Raw genomic sequence first — 15,299 nt, 5'->3', positions numbered from 1 at the left:
CTTAAGACGCTTATCGCGCCGCGAGAATAAACCGTTCGATTGCTTCCGCAGCGCCCTCCTCGACATTACTGCCGGTGACCACGCTGGCCTGGCGCTTGACGGCTTCTTCCGCCTGCCCCATGGCAATCGACAACCCCGCCACCTGAAACATCGCCGGGTCATTGCCCCCATCCCCGATGGCCGCCGTCTGCTCCAGCGGCACCCCAAGGTGCGCCGCCAGGGTCTTCAACGCCTCGCCCTTGTTGGCCAGCATGGCCGTCACATCCAAATAAATCGGCTGCGAACGCGATACCTGGGCCAAGCCCTGGACCTTGGGCTGCAATTGCGCTTCCAACGTCACCAGTAATTGGGTGTCGTTGCTCGCGGCGACGATCTTGTCGATACGCTCCAGGTAGGGTTCGAAACTTTCCACCACCACCGGCCCATACCCCAGGCCATGGGCTTCGCGCGGTTCCACCGGCCCTGGCGGACCACGGCGCAGCCAGTCGCCGTCGGCAAACACCCAGACTTCCACATCCGGCTCGGCCGAGAACAGCGCCAAGGTCACCAGCGCCGCCTCCGCTGGCAAATGGTGGGCAACCAGGATGCTGCCATCCGGGTTGATCAAGGTGCCACCGTTGAAGCCCGCCACCGGCACATCGATCCCGAATGTCTCGATCAGGTGCAGCATGGCCTTGGGCGGTCGCCCGCTGGCCAGGCTGAAAAACACCCCGGCCTCGCGCAGGGCGCTCACCGCGTCGACGGTGCGCTGGCTCAGGCGATGATCCGGATGCAGCAAGGTGCCGTCCACGTCGCTGAGGATAAAACGGATGGGATGAATCGCTGCGTCACTCATCCGAGCGAGTGCCAGGTGCGGCCATCGCGCGCCAGCAACCCATCAGCCGCTGCGGGCCCGTCTTCACCGGCCTTATAGGTCTGGATCCCGTCGTCCTCCTTCCATGCATCGAGGAACGGTTGCACTGCTCGCCAGCCGTTTTCGATGTTGTCGGCGCGCTGGAACAAGGTCTGGTCGCCGGTCATGCAGTCGTAGATCAGGGTTTCATACCCGGTCGACGGTTGCATCTCGAAGAAGTCCTTGTAGGCAAAACCCAGCTGGATGTTGGCCATATCGAGGGTGGGCCCGGGCTTTTTCGCCAGCAGGTCGAACCACATGCCTTCATTGGGCTGGATCTGGATCTTCAAGTAGGTGGGCTTGACCTCGTCCACCTCGGTGTCACGGAATTGCGCATAGGGCGCCGGCTTGAAGCAGATCACGATCTCGGTGTCGCGCACGCTCATGCGCTTGCCGGTACGCAGGTAGAACGGCACGCCGACCCAGCGCCAGTTATCGATCATCACCTTGAGGGCGACGAAGGTCTCGGTGCTGCTGTCGGGAGCGACGTTGGCTTCTTCGCGGTAGCCGGGCAGTTGCTTGCCGGCGATTTCGCCCGCGGTGTATTGCCCGCGCACCGAGTTGGCCCGCGCGTCTTCCAGGGACCACGGGCGTACCGCGCCGATGACCTTGGCCTTTTCACCGCGCACCGCATCGGCACCAAAGGCGGCCGGGGGCTCCATGGCCACCATCGCCAGCAGCTGGAACAGGTGGTTGGGCACCATGTCGCGCAGGGTGCCGGTTTTTTCGAAGAAATTGCCTCGCGTCTCCACGCCGACGGTTTCGGCGGCGGTGATTTGCACGTGGTCGATATAGTGGTTGTTCCAGAACGCTTCGAACAGCACGTTGGAGAAACGGCTGATGAGGATGTTCTGCACCGTCTCTTTGCCCAGGTAATGGTCGATGCGATAGATCTGCTTCTCGCTCATCACCTTGAGCAGGCTGGCGTTCAACGCTTCGGCGGTGGCCAGGTCGGAGCCGAAGGGCTTCTCGATCACCACGCGCCGGAAACTGTCATCGGTTTCCGTCAGCAGGCCCGCACTGCCCAGGCGCTGCACCACCTCACTGAAGAAGCGTGGTGCGGTGGCCAAATAGAACACCGCGTTGCCGGTGCCGCTGGCAGCGATCTTCTTGCCGATGTCGGCGTAGGTGCTGTCATCGAGGAAATCGCCCTCGACGTAGCTGATGCCTTTGGCCAGTTGCGCCCACAATGCCGGATCGAGGGCGTTATCCCCATTGCCCTTGACCTTACTCGCGGCCTCGGTGCGGATAAAGTCCTCGAGTTTCTTGGCGAAGTCGGCATCGCTGATCGCGTTGTGATCAACGCCAACGATGCGCAAGCCATCGCCCAGCAAGCCATCACGACTGAGGTTGTACAGCGCCGGCATCAGCAGGCGCTTGACCAGGTCGCCATGGGCGCCAAACAGAAACAGGGTGGTGGGTGGAGCAGGTTCGGCCTTGAGTTTCTTGCCGTTGGCGGTCATTTTTTGGAAGTCTCCACGTGGCCGCCAAAGCCAAAGCGCATGGCAGACAGCATCTTGTCACCGTAGGTGCTCTGCTGGCGCGAGCGGAACCGCGCGAACAACGACGTGGACAGTACCGGCACCGGCACGGCTTGTTCCATGGCGGCTTCGATGGTCCAGCGGCCTTCGCCGCTGTCGGCCACGGAACCGGAGTAACCGTCCAGCTTGGGGTCGGTGGCCAGGGCGTCGGCAGTCAGGTCCAGCAACCAGGACGAGACCACGCTGCCACGGCGCCAGACTTCGGCGATATCGGCAACGTTGAGGTCGAAGCGCTGGTCTTCGGGCAGGTTTTCCGAGTTCTTGGTCTTGAGGATGTCAAAACCTTCGGCAAACGCCTGCATCATCCCGTACTCGATGCCGTTGTGGATCATCTTGACGAAATGCCCGGAACCCGCCGGGCCGGCGTGGATGTAGCCCTGCTCGGCACGCTTGTCAGCCGACGCGGAACGGTCCTTGGTGCGCGGGATGTTGCCCAGGCCCGGTGCCAGGCTGGCGAAGATCGGGTCGAGGCGCTGCACCGTCTCGGTGTCGCCGCCGATCATCATGCAGTAGCCACGCTCCAGGCCCCAGACCCCGCCGGAGGTACCGACATCGACATAGTGCAGGCCCTTTTGCGCCAGGGCCTTGCCGCGACGCACGTCATCCTTATAGTTGGTGTTGCCGCCGTCGATGATCACGTCACCGTCTTCCAGCAGCTCACTGAGTTCATTGATGGTGTTTTCGGTGGGGTCGCCTGCCGGCAACATCACCCAGACGGCACGGGGTTTCTGCAGCCCGGCCACCAGGGCCTTCAGGTCGGCAACGCCGGTGGCGCCCTCTTCGCTCAAACCTTTGACAAATGCTTCGTTACGGTCGTAAACAACGGTGGTATGCCCATTGAGCATCAGGCGCCGTGCAATATTCCCGCCCATGCGGCCTAGTCCGATAATCCCCAGTTGCATGTGCTGATGCTCCCAACTACTGAATAAATGTGTGACATAGTTTATAGCGCAATGAGGCTAATGAGGGTTAGTCCAGGGCAGATCCGTGTAGTTTCATGGGAAAAAATTGCCATCGTTTCACCATCACGCCTCCGAAAGTCACATGACCACCAAAAATAAAAAAGTTCCATTGATGGGAAAAAGAATTCAGAATTGCTTCCGACTGTTGCCGAGAACCTCGACTCAAGCGTTCTGGCACACCGCGACACACCGGCTATTTGCGAGGCAAGCAATGAGCACAGCACAGATGACCCGTCCTCCACAGACCCTCTACGTCACACTCCGTCGCGATGAATTGCGCCAGTTGAAAGACGAACGCGATCAGTTGCAGCTTGAGGTCATGCGCCTGCGTGCCCATATCATTCAAGCCCAGCTGGACCAGCCTTCCGGTGCGCAGCCCGCGCTCTGCTGAGCCCGTCATCACTTTGTAAGATAACGGCTACATAAATCTCACAAAGTTTTCACATGCCCTTCCCGATACTCCCGCCCCCAAGGGCCATCCCATGCAAGGGTGGCCTCTGTTGCGTGCAGCCCTGCGCGTCAACTGAAAAATTACCGGGTTGGAGCGCTGGATGGCGATGTTCGAACGCAGCAGCAAGTCTGCGAAAGGCTTTGATTGGGCCGGTCTTGGCTGGCTATTCGTGTTTTTCTGGTACTTCTCCGGCATTACCCAACTGCTGATCCAACTCAGCGGCACTTCCGGCTTCAGTGGTTTTCGCCAAGCCTTCTTCATGAGCGCGATATGGCTCGCGCCCCTGCTGGTATTCCCTCGCCGTACGCGCTTGCTTGCTGCCCTGATCGGCGTGGTGCTGTGGGCCTGTTCCATGGCCAGCCTGGGTTATTTCTTCATCTACCAGCAGGAATTTTCCCAAAGCGTCATCTTCATCATGTTCGAGTCGAACATCTCCGAAGCCGGCGAGTACGCCACACAATACTTCGCCTGGTGGATCGTGCTGGCGTTCATTGCCCACACCGCCGTGGCTATTTTCCTGTGGACCCGGGTACGCCCGGTATACTTGCCGCGCGGCCAGGCCCTGGTGGCGGCAACGGCGATCCTGGTGGCGATCATCGGTTACCCGCTGGTCAAGCAGATAGCCCGCAGCGACACCCTGGACGACGCCATCGACCGCTTCGAGTCGCGCATCGAACCGGCCGTGCCCTGGCAGATGATCGTTGCCTACCGCCGCTACACCGAACAACTGGACAACATGCAAGGCATGCTCGACAGCGCCAGCCAGATCCCCCCCTTGACCAACCTCAAGGACACCATGGCCGGCCAGCCTTCGACCCTGGTGCTGGTGATCGGCGAGTCCACCAATCGTCAACGCATGAGTCTCTACGGCTATCCGCGCAACACCACGCCGGAACTGGACAAGCTGCGCGACCAGCTGGCTGTATTCGACAACGTCATCACCCCGCGCCCCTATACCATCGAAGCGCTGCAACAGGTACTGACGTTCGCCGATGAGGAGAACCCCGATCTCTACCTCAAGACACCGTCGATCGTCAGCGTGATGAAACAGGCCGGCTACAAGACCTACTGGATCACCAACCAGCAGACCATGACCAAGCGCAACACCATGCTCACGACCTTTTCCGAACAGGCCGACGAGCAGGTGTACCTGAACAACAATCGCAACCAGAACGCCCGCCAATACGACGGCGATGTCCTGGAGCCATTCTCCAAGGCCCTGGCCGACCCGGCCGAGCGCAAGTTCATCGTGGTGCACCTGCTCGGCACCCACATGAGCTACCAGTACCGCTATCCACCGACCTTCGACAAATTCACCGACCGCCAGGGCGTACCTGCCGGGATCAGTGACGATCAACTGCCCACCTACAACAGCTACGACAACGCGGTGCTGTACAACGATTTCGTGGTGTCGAGCCTGATCAAGGACTACGCCAAGACCGATCCCAACGGCTTCCTGTTGTACCTGTCGGACCACGGCGAAGACGTATTCGATTCCGCCGGCCACGCCACCCTGGGGCGTAACGAAGGCAAGCCGACGGCGCCGATGTACACCATTCCGTTCATGGCCTATGCCTCGCCGAAATGGCGCGAAACCCACGACTGGAAGTTTGCCGGCGACTTGCAACGCCCTTACAGCAGCTCGCAATTGATCCACACCTGGGCCGACCTCGCCGGGCTGAGTTTCAACGAACTGGACCGCAGCAAGAGCGTCGTGAGCGACAGCTTCACGCCGCGCCCGCTGATGATCGGCAACCCCTACATGCGCCCGCAAAAGGCCTTGATTGACTTCAGCCTGATCAAGCCCAAGAAGGTTAATCCGACCGATGTGGTCCTGCAGGAACCGCCGGCCTTGTAACAGAAAGATAACAATCATTCTCGTTTAGCCCTAAAGTTCCACCGCTCCTTTCGTCTTTGAGCCAAGGCCTTCCCTTTCCGGGGTGGCCGCAAAGACGACAAGGAGTCTTCCGCGATGTTCGCGCCTTTTACCCGCTCCATGACCCTCACGCTCGGCCTGTGCGGCGCCGCCCTAAGCCCGGCCCTGCTGGCTGAAACCGACCCTGAACACACCCCGCTCGAACTCGGCGCGACCAACATCTCCGCCGAAGGCCTGGGCGCCACCACCGAACACACAGGCGCCTACACCACCGGCTCGATGAGCACCGCCACCCGCCTGAACCTGTCGGTCAAGGAAACCCCACAATCGATCTCGGTGATCACTCGCCAGCAGATGGATGATTTCAATCTCAACACGTTGACCGACGTGCTGCGCCAGACCACCGGGATCAACGTCCAGCATAACGACTCCGACCGCGTGTCCTATTCCTCCCGCGGCTACGGCATCACCAACTTCCAGATTGACGGGATGCTCAATACCTTCGGCTACATGAAGTCCGACGCCGATACCATTATCTACGACCACATCGAGGTGGTACGCGGTGCCACGGGCTTGACCACCGGCGCCGGCGACCCCTCGGCCACCATCAATATGGTGCGCAAGCGCCCGACGGCCCAATGGCAGGCGAAAACCGGCGTCAGCGCCGGCAGCCATGACAACTATTACAGCTACGTGGACGTGGGCGGCCCGCTGGCGTTCGACGGCAAGCTGCGCGGGCGTACGGTGCTGGCCTACCGTGACAGCCAATCGTTCCGCGACAACTATGGCCTGCAGCGGGCGGTCGGCTACGGCATCCTGGAAGGCGATCTTTCCGACGATACCGTGCTGGCCGTAGGTTTCGATTACCAGAACAAGCAGGTCCAGGGCACCTCATGGGGCACCGTGCCGTACTGGAACAGCGAGGGCGGCAAGGCCGGGCTGTCGCGCTCCACCAATATGGCGGCGCACTGGAGTTCCTGGCCGCTGACGGACAAGACCACCTTCGCAACCCTCGACCATCGGCTGGGCGGCGACTGGCACGTGAAGGCCGCCTACACCCATCGCCAGAGCGACACGGATGGCAAGGTGTACTACGGCGGTGCGGGGTTCCCCAACGATGACCGCAGCGGCATGACCGCCTGGGCCAGCCACATGCGCGGCACATCGAGAATGGAGGCCGTCGACCTCAACCTCGCCGGCAGCTATGCACTGCTGGGCCGCGAACATGCACTGATGATGGGCTATGGCGAGGCCACGCAGCGGGACGTCTCCCCCGTGATGCGCAGCAACCTACCCGCCGGCTATTACACCATCGAAGACTGGAAATACATGGGCGGGATCGCCAAGTTCGGCGACACCGTCACCGACCTCAAGGGCGAGCACAGCAGCAAGCAACAGAAGGCTGGCTATCTGGCCACGCGACTGAGCCTCACCGACCGCTTGCATGCAGTGCTGGGCAGCCGCTATGGCAGTTGGGAACTGAAAAGCGCGGCCCCCGAATACAACGCCAACGACCAACTGACGGCCACCAACAAGACCTCCCAGACCCACAATGATATGTGGACGCCCTACGCCGGCCTGCTCTACGACCTGACGCCGGAGTACACCGTCTACGCGAGCTATACCGACATTTTCAAACCCCAGAGCCTGCGGGATGCCAACAAGAAGTACCTGGAGCCCGTGGTCGGCAGCAACTACGAGGTGGGCCTCAAGGGCAGCGTGCTGGAGGAGCGCCTGAACCTGGCGGCGGCGTATTTCTGGAGCACCCAGGACAACGTCGCAGAGCGGGACGATTCGGTGGAGCGGAACCCGACCACCGGCGAGGAGTACTACAAGTCCGGCGGCAAAGGTAACAAGGTCAACGGCTTCGAATTGGAAGCTGCCGGGGAAATCATGCCCGATTGGAACCTGACGGCCGGCTACACCTACACCCATTCGGTCAACGGCTCGGGCAAACGCAACAACACCGGGCAGCCGCTGAACCTGCTGAGAGTGTCCAGCGCCTACCGTTTGCCGGGGGCATGGCGCAACCTTACGGTCGGCGGCGCGGTGAACTGGCAGAGCGACATTTACGATTGGAGCAATCGACCTACAGGGGTACGCGTCGGCAACACACCGGTGACCGAACGGGCGAAGATCACACAACAGGCATACACGGTGGTCAACCTGATGTCCCGCTATCAATTCGACGAGCACGTCTCAGCGTCGCTTAACGTCAACAACCTGTTCGATAAAAAGTATTACGAACGCGTCGGTTTTTATAACGGCGTGTATTGGGGCGACCCACGCGCCATTACGCTGGCCGTTGACTGGAAGCTTTAAAGCCGACCATCCGAAGTTAACGATATTGTTAACTTCGGATGTTTCTCGCGTTAATTCCCACTTAATAAGACCGCACCAGAATCGCCCCACGATTCTGATCAAGGACAGAGCAGATAACCGATCACACTTAATGAGTAAACACAGATGAAACTCTCGACCTTGATGCTTGCCAGCCTGATGACCCTGGGCTCCGCCGCCGCGTTTGCCGAAGGCGGCTCGGAGCGCTCGAAGGAGTTCTACAACAACTTCACCTTCACGCAGCAGACGCTTCACGGCACGGTTGAACAAACGGCGTCCGCCGACGGCAAGACACCGAACACCAACACGACCGAACAGGAACAACCCAAGAGTTAAGTTAATCGTTAGTTAATCCGTAACACCCTGGGCCATACCGCTCCGTTGGCAAAGGTTTATTGGGCGCCCTCCGCTGGCGCCCTTTTTTTCGCCGGTTATTTATTAAAGCGGCTTGTTCCAGAACAACATGCGTCCATGGGCGGGATCAAACTTCGCATCATCAAAACCAAACTTGCGATACGCCGACTGGGCGACGGCATTACCTTCCAGCACCTCCAGGGTGATCTTGCAGCAACCACGCTGGCGGGCGATGTCCTCGACCTTCAGCAGCATTTTCTGGCTCAGCCCCAAGCCGCGAAACTCATTCATCACCACCACGTCGTGCACGTTGACCAAGGGGCGGCAGGCAAAGGTGGAAAACCCTTCAAAGCAATTCACCAGCCCCGCCGGCTCACCGCCAACAAACGCCAGCACACTGAACGCATGGGGGCGTTTGGCCAACTCGGCCGGCAGTTGCTCCAGTAGATCAGCGGGCAGGCTATGGCCGCCGCCCATGGGGTCTTCTGCGTAATGGTTAAGCACCTTGGCAATGGCTTCGGCATGTACAGGATTGGTGTAGCTGGCTTGCAGCACCAGGATATCTGGGGTGTCCATTTCCGTCCTCGATCACGACTACAAGGGAACCGGTTCCCTTTGAGGGGCACGATTGTAAGCGTGGAGTCAGCACCAGATGAAGGAGATTAACTACAAATGTGCGCCCGAAAGCGCGAAGGCTTTGGCATTAAAAACCCCCAAAGTGTCCATTCAGGGCTTTTTTCGTACAGGTCTCAGTTGAAGCGCTGCAGCTGCATTTCTTGCAAGCGGCTCAAGGTGCGACGGAAAGGAAACGCCAGGTAACCGTTGGTATACAGGCGCTCCAGCGGCACCTGGGCGTCGATGAACAGCGGCACCTTGCGGTCGTAGCACTCGTCCACCAGGGCGATGAAGCGACGCACACTGTCGTCGTGCACCGACAACTGCGGCAACTCGCGATCACCGGCCACCACGCGCTCGACCCCATCCTCGGTGCCGCGGGCAATCCGGCCTGGGCGCTGTTGCGCACTCAGGTTGGGCACCTCCCCCAGCAGGATCGCCTTGAAGCGGTCGCACAGCAGGATGAAATCCATTGCCGCCAGGGGTTGTTCGCAGAGGTCGGCATAGCGGCACCACAGCACGCTGTCACTGGCCTGCACGCACACGATGGAACGATGGCCGACGGTGACCGGACCAAGACTCACCGTCTGGCCTTCGGCCAATTGTGCGAACACGTTCGCCAGCGCATCGGGCTGGTTCACCCAATAGCGCTGCCGGCCCACACCTGGATGCAAGCGATGATCCTCGCCACCGTCGACCGCCACCACGTGCATATGCCGCTCAATCGCCGCAATGCCCGGCAGGAAGCGCTCCCGATTGAAGCCATCGGCATACAGCTGGGCCGGTGGTTGATTGGAGGTGCAGACCATCACCACACCTTCCTCGAACATGACCTGGAACAGCCGGCCGAGGATGATCGCGTCACCGATGTCACTGACGAACAGCTCGTCGAAACACAACACCCGCACCTCCCGGCTCAGCTCCCGCGCCAGGGCCTGCAACGGGTCATGGGTGCCGGTGAGCTGGAACAGACGCTGATGCACCCAGCCCATGAAGTGATGAAAATGCTGACGCCGTGCGGGCACCCGCAGGCTTTGGTAGAACTGATCCATCAACCAGGTCTTGCCGCGGCCCACCGGCCCCCACAGGTAAACGCCAGTCACGGGCGAACGGCCCTGATGCAGGGCTGCATGGCAGGCTTGCAGGGCATCCACCGCCCGGCGCTGGGCGTCGTCGGCAACGAAACCCTGTTGGGTAATGGCGTGTTGGTAAGCAGCGAGGGGCGAGTCGAAAGTCATGCCCGCGATTATGACCTACAGGGAGATGTCCAGCCGTGAAATCTTGCCCTGCGCGTCCAGGCGAAAGGTGTAGCGCAACTCCAGCGGACTGCCGGGAAAATTGCCGGAGACCACATTGCTGACCAGCACCTTGCCGGTACGGTGCTGCACCTTGAGCACCTCGACACGCGGCTGGTAGCGGCGCCCGGTGTCTTCCATCCAGCGTGCAATGGCGGCGGTGCCCACCTGGTGCTGGCCTTCATCGAACACATTGGCATCGTCGGCAAAACACTGGGCAATGACCGAGGTGTCGCGGGTATTGGTCGCCGCGATATAGGCGGCGATGGCGGGGGCCAATTCAGGCTGGGACATGGCAAAGCTCCTTTTCAGGTGGTGGTAGCAGCATGCTAAGCCAGGGGTGTGTCAGTTTTTGTCAGGAGTGAACGGCCCGGATTCATTCTGCTCCATCAGCTTGCGCCAGGCCCGCAGCCAGTCGCTGCGCCGCCCCGGATAGCGTTCGCCGACGACCTCGGCACTCGCCACGCGGTCGGTGCGAAAGGTGCGATACGCGCCGCGCAGCTCACACCAGGCCACGATCACCCGCACCTCATTGAGAAACCCCAGGGCCAGGGGCCAGATCAGGCGTTGACTCTGGGTCTGGCTGGCATCCGCGTAGTCGATATGCAACTTGTCCTGATGCCGAATCGCTTCGCGAAATACATCCAGCGGCACGCGGTTTTCCGGGTAGCCAAACCCTGGCGGGCCGGGCAGCAACGTCGGGTTGCGCAAGGCTTCCTGCGCCGCCGGGTCGAGCACATCAGCGATTTTCGCCAAGGCGTTGGCGGCGGCACGGCTGAGCACGTCATCGCCGCGCTGGTCCACATAACGCAAGCCCAGCACGATCGCTTCGGTTTCTTCGGCGTTGAGCATCAAGGGCGGCAAAAACAGGCCGCTGCGCAGCACATACCCTACCCCGGCCTCGCCGAAAATCGGCGCGCCCAGGGCGGTCAACTCGGCAATGTCGCGGTACAGCGTACGCTCGGACACTTCCAATTGCGCCGCCAGCACGGCGGCGGTCACCGGGCGTTTCTTGCCTCGCAGGGCCTGCAACAACGTCAGTAAACGAGTGGTACGCGACACGTTGATCCCACCGAATAAGAAAAAGTGCCGCAGCTTAGCAGAGCCTTCTGCCAGGAAACGTCAGCAGCAAAAAAGCGCTCCTTGAACGAAGCTCCGAGGCAAAAAAAACGGCCTGAACAGGCCGTTTTTTTTTACCGAAGCGATTTATTTAAGCAAGACTCTTGCTCACCACCTCGAACACATCGCTGGACAACTCACCCGACCCACGAATGCGCTCCAGCTCCGCCTTCATCAACGCCTGGCGCGCGCTGTCGTATTTACGCCAGCGGGTCAGCGGCGCCAACTGGCGCGAAGCGATCTGCGGGTTGAACGCATTCAACTGGATCACCAGGTCCGCCAGGAAGCGGTAGCCCGAACCGTCGGCGGCGTGGAAGTTGATCAAGTTCTGCCCGGCAAACGCGCCGATCAGTGCACGCACCTTGTTCGGGTTCTTGAGCGTGAACGCCGGGTGCTCCATCAACGCCTTGACCCGCTCCAGCCCGCCCGGCAACGGGCTGCCGGCCTGCACGCTGAACCACTGGTCCATGACCAAAGGGTTGTCCTTGAAGTTCTCGGCAAATACCGCCAGCGCCTGGGCCTTCTCCGCTTCGAACGGCGAGTTCACCAGCACCGCCAGCGCGGTCAGGCGCTCGGTCATGTTGTCGCTGGTGTCGAACTGCTCAAGGGTCGCCGCCAGCACTTCGGGCTTGCCGCTGAGCATCAGGTACGACAGCGCGATGTTCTGCAAGGCACGCCGGGCGAAGTGCTCGGCCGCCGCCACATAAGGCGTCTGCTTGGACAGTTCGCGGTTGGCCTGGTAACGCAACCACAGCGGCTCATGCAGGTTGTCAGCCAGTTGCCTGCGCGCAAACTCACGCGCGGCGTGGATGGCATCCACGTCCGCGACGTCGCTGATTTCCGTCAGGTAGGCTTCGCCCGGCAACGACAGCATTTCCGCAACCATGGCCTGGTCCAGGCTTTCGTCGCTCAACACACTGCGCAAGGCCGTGATCAGGCGCTGGTCCATCTGCAACGCCTGGCCCTGCTGATGCTGGCCGATCAGTTCCTGCAACACCTGCACCGACAGCTGCTGGCCCGCATCCCAGCGGTTGAAGCCGTCGCTGTCATGCTGCATCAGGAACATCAGTTGGTCGCGGTTATACGGGAAGCTCAGTTTCACCGGTGCCGAGAAACCACGCAGCAGCGACGGCAACGGCTGTTCGGCGATGTCGACGAAGGTGAAGGTTTGCTCGGCTTCGGTCACCGAGATCACACGGGACGTGGCGCCGGCCGTGGCTTCACCGGCCAGGCGCAAGGCCATGCCCGCGCCCTGCCCGTCCAGCAGGCCCAGCTCGACCGGGATCACGAACGGCAGTTTCTCGACCTTGTCCGGGGTTTCCGGGCAGCTCTGGCGGAAGGTCAGGCTGTAGGTCTTGGCCGCAGCGTCGTAGGACTCGCTCACCGCCAGGCGTGGCGTACCGGCCTGGCTGTACCAGCGCTTGAACTGGCTGAGGTCGGTACCGTTGGCGTCTTCCATGGCCTTGATAAAGTCGTCGCAGGTCACGGCCTGGCCGTCATGGCGTTCGAAGTACAGGTCGCTGCCTTTACGGAAGCCTTCGGCGCCGAGCAAGGTATGGATCATGCCGACCACTTCCGAGCCTTTTTCGTACACGGTCAAGGTGTAGAAGTTGGAGATCTCGATAAAGCTGTCCGGGCGCACCGCATGGGCCATAGGGCCGGCATCTTCCGCGAACTGGTGGGTACGCAGGTAGGCCACGTCCTGGATGCGTTTGACCGTGGCGGAGTTCATGTCGGCGGAGAAGCCCGAATCACGGAACACGGTAAAGCCTTCCTTCAGCGACAGCTGGAACCAGTCGCGGCAGGTCACGCGGTTGCCCGACCAGTTGTGGAAGTATTCGTGGGCAACGATGGCCTCGACCCGCTGGTGCGCGGCGTCGGTGGCGGTTTCGGCGCGGGCCAGCACGGCGCTGGAGTTGAAGATATTGAGGCCCTTGTTCTCCATGGCGCCCATGTTGAAATCGTTGACCGCCACGATCATGAAGATGTCGAGGTCATACTCGCGACCGTAGGTTTCTTCGTCCCAGCGCATGGATTTTTTCAGGCTGGTCATGGCGTGCTGGCACTTGTCGATATTTTCCGGCTCGACGTAGATGCGCAGTGCCACTTCACGCTGGGTCATGGTGGTAAAGCTGTCTTCGACACACCACAGGTCACCGGCCACCAGCGCGAACAGGTAGGCGGGTTTCTTGAACGGGTCTTCCCAGGTCGCCCAGTGGCGGCCGTCTTCGCCGGGACCGCTGGCAATCGGGTTGCCGTTGGAGAGCAGCACCGGGTAGCGGTGTTGCTCGGCGATCACCGTGGTGGTGAAGGTGCTCATCACGTCGGGGCGGTCGAGGTAATAGGTTATCTTGCGGAAGCCCTCGGCCTCGCACTGGGTGCAGAACATGCTGCCGGATTTGTACAGGCCTTCCAGGGCGGTGTTGGTTTCCGGGTGGATGCGCACGCTGGTGTCGACCGTGAAGGTTTCGCGGGTCGGATGCAGGGTCAGGTGGCTGTCCGTCAGCTGGTAGTCAGCCTCGCTCAGTTCCTGGTCGCCGAGGTTGACGGTCAGCAACTCCAGCTGCTGGCCGTCGAGTACCAGCGGCGGCAGGCCGGCGCCACGCTCAGGGTTACGGCGCATCACCAGCTGCGCGTGGACCAGGCTGTGGTCCTCGAACAACTCGAAGGTCAGGTGCGTCTCTTCGATCAGGTAGTCCGGCGCCTGATAGTCCTTCAGGTAAATCATCTTCGGTTGTTCGGTGCGCATGGGTGGCATCCTTCTACTGATGCACGGCGAGCTGGTAGGCCGTGTACTTACGAATATTGATCACGCCGGTGTCGAAGATCAGGTATTGGCCCTTGATCCCCAGCAGCGTGCCTTCGGCAATCGGGTTCTTGTCCAGATTGAAGCTGACGATCTTGGCTGGATACTGCTCCACCGGGTAGCGGATTTCCAACGGTTCGAGGTCGGTTACCGGTTGGATGGCCTGCAGGCCAAAGCGTTCCTGCAATTGCAGCAGGCCATCGGCGCAGGAGGCGAACAACTCGTCGCGCACCTGCTTGAGGTCCACCGCCACCGCGTCGCCCTTGAGCAACGCACGCCAGTTGGTCTTGTCCGCCACCTGGCTACGCAATACATCCTCGACAAACCCGGATTGCTGGCGCGTCGCCACGCGCATGATCGGCAGCGCCTGGCTGGCGCCCTGGTCCAGCCAACGCGTCGGCAATTGGGTGGCACGGGTGATGCCGACCTTGATGCCCGACGAATTGGCCAGATACACCACGTGGTCGGTCATGCAGAAAGTCTCGCCCCAGCCTGGATCACGGCAGGTGCCGGCGTCGTAATGGCAACGCTCAGGGCTCATGATGCACAGGTCACACTGGGCCAGCTTGGTCATGCACGGGTAGCAATAGCCCTGGCTGAAGCTGGTCTTGGTCTTGCGACCGCAATGGCTGCAATGAATGGCGCCGAGGTATTCCAGGCGCACATGGGTGCCGATCAGGGGGTTGACCGGCACCTCGGTATCGCCCAGGCGAAACGCGTATTGAACGGTCGGTTCACCGAGTTGCGCCGACATTTTGCTGACTGCACCGCGACCAATTTCAATCAATGGATCGCATCCGACTTGAACAGGATGTTCGGCACGGTGGTCGATTTCGACTGGCATTCCTGCGGGCCCATGTAGCCGGTGCGCTGCTCTTCCGGCAGGTTCTGGATCTCCCAGGCGATCATGGCCTGCAGGGACAGCTCGCGCTGCTCGGCACTGAGCTTGCGGCCATCGGACCACTTGCCGATTTCCACGGCGAGCTTGAGGCTCGCGTAGATGTCCGGGGTGATGTTTTCGATCATTTCAGCAAAAGAGGACATAAGG

General features: G+C 60.9%; 14 protein-coding genes. 4 read left to right on the top strand and 10 right to left on the bottom strand.

The window, feature by feature from the left end; all coding sequences use genetic code 11:
- Positions 1-10: 10 nt before the first annotated feature.
- The 3 genes from BLW22_RS11895 to gnd are packed head-to-tail and all read right to left on the bottom strand — an operon-like array spanning position 11 to position 3,380.
- Positions 11-835 carry a Cof-type HAD-IIB family hydrolase gene (locus BLW22_RS11895; protein ID WP_065927888.1) on the bottom strand — a complete coding sequence of 275 codons (825 nt, stop codon included), beginning with the start codon at positions 833-835 and terminating at the stop codon, positions 11-13.
- A complete protein-coding gene (gene zwf, locus BLW22_RS11890; protein ID WP_065948661.1) occupies positions 832-2,355 on the bottom strand; it encodes a glucose-6-phosphate dehydrogenase in 1,524 nt (507 codons plus the stop codon). The genes BLW22_RS11895 and zwf overlap by 4 nt, the downstream gene beginning before the upstream one ends.
- Positions 2,352-3,380, bottom strand: coding sequence for a phosphogluconate dehydrogenase (NAD(+)-dependent, decarboxylating) (gnd, locus tag BLW22_RS11885; protein ID WP_223841635.1), 1,029 nt, complete (start codon positions 3,378-3,380; stop codon positions 2,352-2,354). The genes zwf and gnd overlap by 4 nt, the downstream gene beginning before the upstream one ends.
- Positions 3,381-3,606: 226 nt before the next feature.
- Between gnd and BLW22_RS34980 the strand changes: the two genes are divergently transcribed.
- The 4 genes from BLW22_RS34980 (at position 3,607) to BLW22_RS11870 (ending at position 8,398) form a co-directional block, all read left to right on the top strand.
- Positions 3,607-3,786 carry a DUF6026 family protein gene (locus BLW22_RS34980; RefSeq protein ID WP_256097793.1) on the top strand — a complete coding sequence of 60 codons (180 nt, stop codon included), beginning with the start codon at positions 3,607-3,609 and terminating at the stop codon, positions 3,784-3,786.
- Between the two features lie 160 nt (positions 3,787-3,946).
- Positions 3,947-5,704, top strand: a complete 1,758-nt coding sequence (locus BLW22_RS11880) for a phosphoethanolamine transferase CptA (protein WP_065948662.1) — start codon at positions 3,947-3,949, stop codon at positions 5,702-5,704.
- Between the two features lie 114 nt (positions 5,705-5,818).
- Positions 5,819-8,044: a TonB-dependent siderophore receptor gene (locus BLW22_RS11875; RefSeq protein WP_074846422.1), complete on the top strand. Its 2,226-nt coding sequence runs from the start codon at positions 5,819-5,821 to the stop codon at positions 8,042-8,044.
- Positions 8,045-8,188: 144 nt separating this feature from the next.
- Complete coding sequence (locus BLW22_RS11870) at positions 8,189-8,398, top strand: hypothetical protein (RefSeq protein WP_065927892.1); 210 nt, start codon at positions 8,189-8,191, stop codon at positions 8,396-8,398.
- Between the two features lie 102 nt (positions 8,399-8,500).
- Here BLW22_RS11870 and BLW22_RS11865 read toward each other — a convergent pair whose 3' ends face one another.
- The 7 genes from BLW22_RS11865 to BLW22_RS11835 form a co-directional block, all read right to left on the bottom strand.
- Positions 8,501-8,992 (bottom strand): GNAT family N-acetyltransferase, encoded by a 492-nt coding sequence (locus tag BLW22_RS11865; protein ID WP_027606459.1) that lies wholly within the window; start codon positions 8,990-8,992, stop codon positions 8,501-8,503.
- A 173-nt stretch (positions 8,993-9,165) separates the two neighbouring features.
- Positions 9,166-10,269, bottom strand: a complete 1,104-nt coding sequence (gene zapE, locus BLW22_RS11860; protein ID WP_074846418.1) for a cell division protein ZapE — start codon at positions 10,267-10,269, stop codon at positions 9,166-9,168.
- 15 nt (positions 10,270-10,284) lie between these two features.
- Positions 10,285-10,620, bottom strand: coding sequence for a nuclear transport factor 2 family protein (locus tag BLW22_RS11855; RefSeq protein ID WP_065927894.1), 336 nt, complete (start codon positions 10,618-10,620; stop codon positions 10,285-10,287).
- Positions 10,621-10,671: 51 nt separating this feature from the next.
- A complete protein-coding gene (locus tag BLW22_RS11850; protein WP_065927895.1) occupies positions 10,672-11,388 on the bottom strand; it encodes a helix-turn-helix transcriptional regulator in 717 nt (238 codons plus the stop codon).
- Between the two features lie 148 nt (positions 11,389-11,536).
- The gene (gene pepN, locus BLW22_RS11845; RefSeq protein ID WP_074846415.1) at positions 11,537-14,194 is read right to left on the bottom strand and encodes an aminopeptidase N; all 2,658 of its coding nucleotides are present in this window, start codon (positions 14,192-14,194) and stop codon (positions 11,537-11,539) included.
- A 13-nt stretch (positions 14,195-14,207) separates the two neighbouring features.
- On the bottom strand, positions 14,208-15,038 hold the full coding sequence (locus BLW22_RS11840; RefSeq protein WP_027606464.1) for a DUF2797 domain-containing protein: 831 nt from the start codon (positions 15,036-15,038) through the stop codon (positions 14,208-14,210).
- Positions 15,035-15,295 carry a YeaC family protein gene (locus BLW22_RS11835; RefSeq protein ID WP_065927897.1) on the bottom strand — a complete coding sequence of 87 codons (261 nt, stop codon included), beginning with the start codon at positions 15,293-15,295 and terminating at the stop codon, positions 15,035-15,037. Before BLW22_RS11835 ends, BLW22_RS11840 begins: the two co-directional genes overlap by 4 nt.
- Between the last annotated feature and the right edge of the window lie 4 nt (positions 15,296-15,299).

This window comes from Pseudomonas marginalis (assembly GCF_900105325.1).
GTDB lineage: Bacteria > Pseudomonadota > Gammaproteobacteria > Pseudomonadales > Pseudomonadaceae > Aquipseudomonas > Aquipseudomonas marginalis.
The sequence above is the reverse complement of the archived record's forward strand: the minus strand, read 5'-3'. Positions and strand labels throughout refer to the sequence as shown.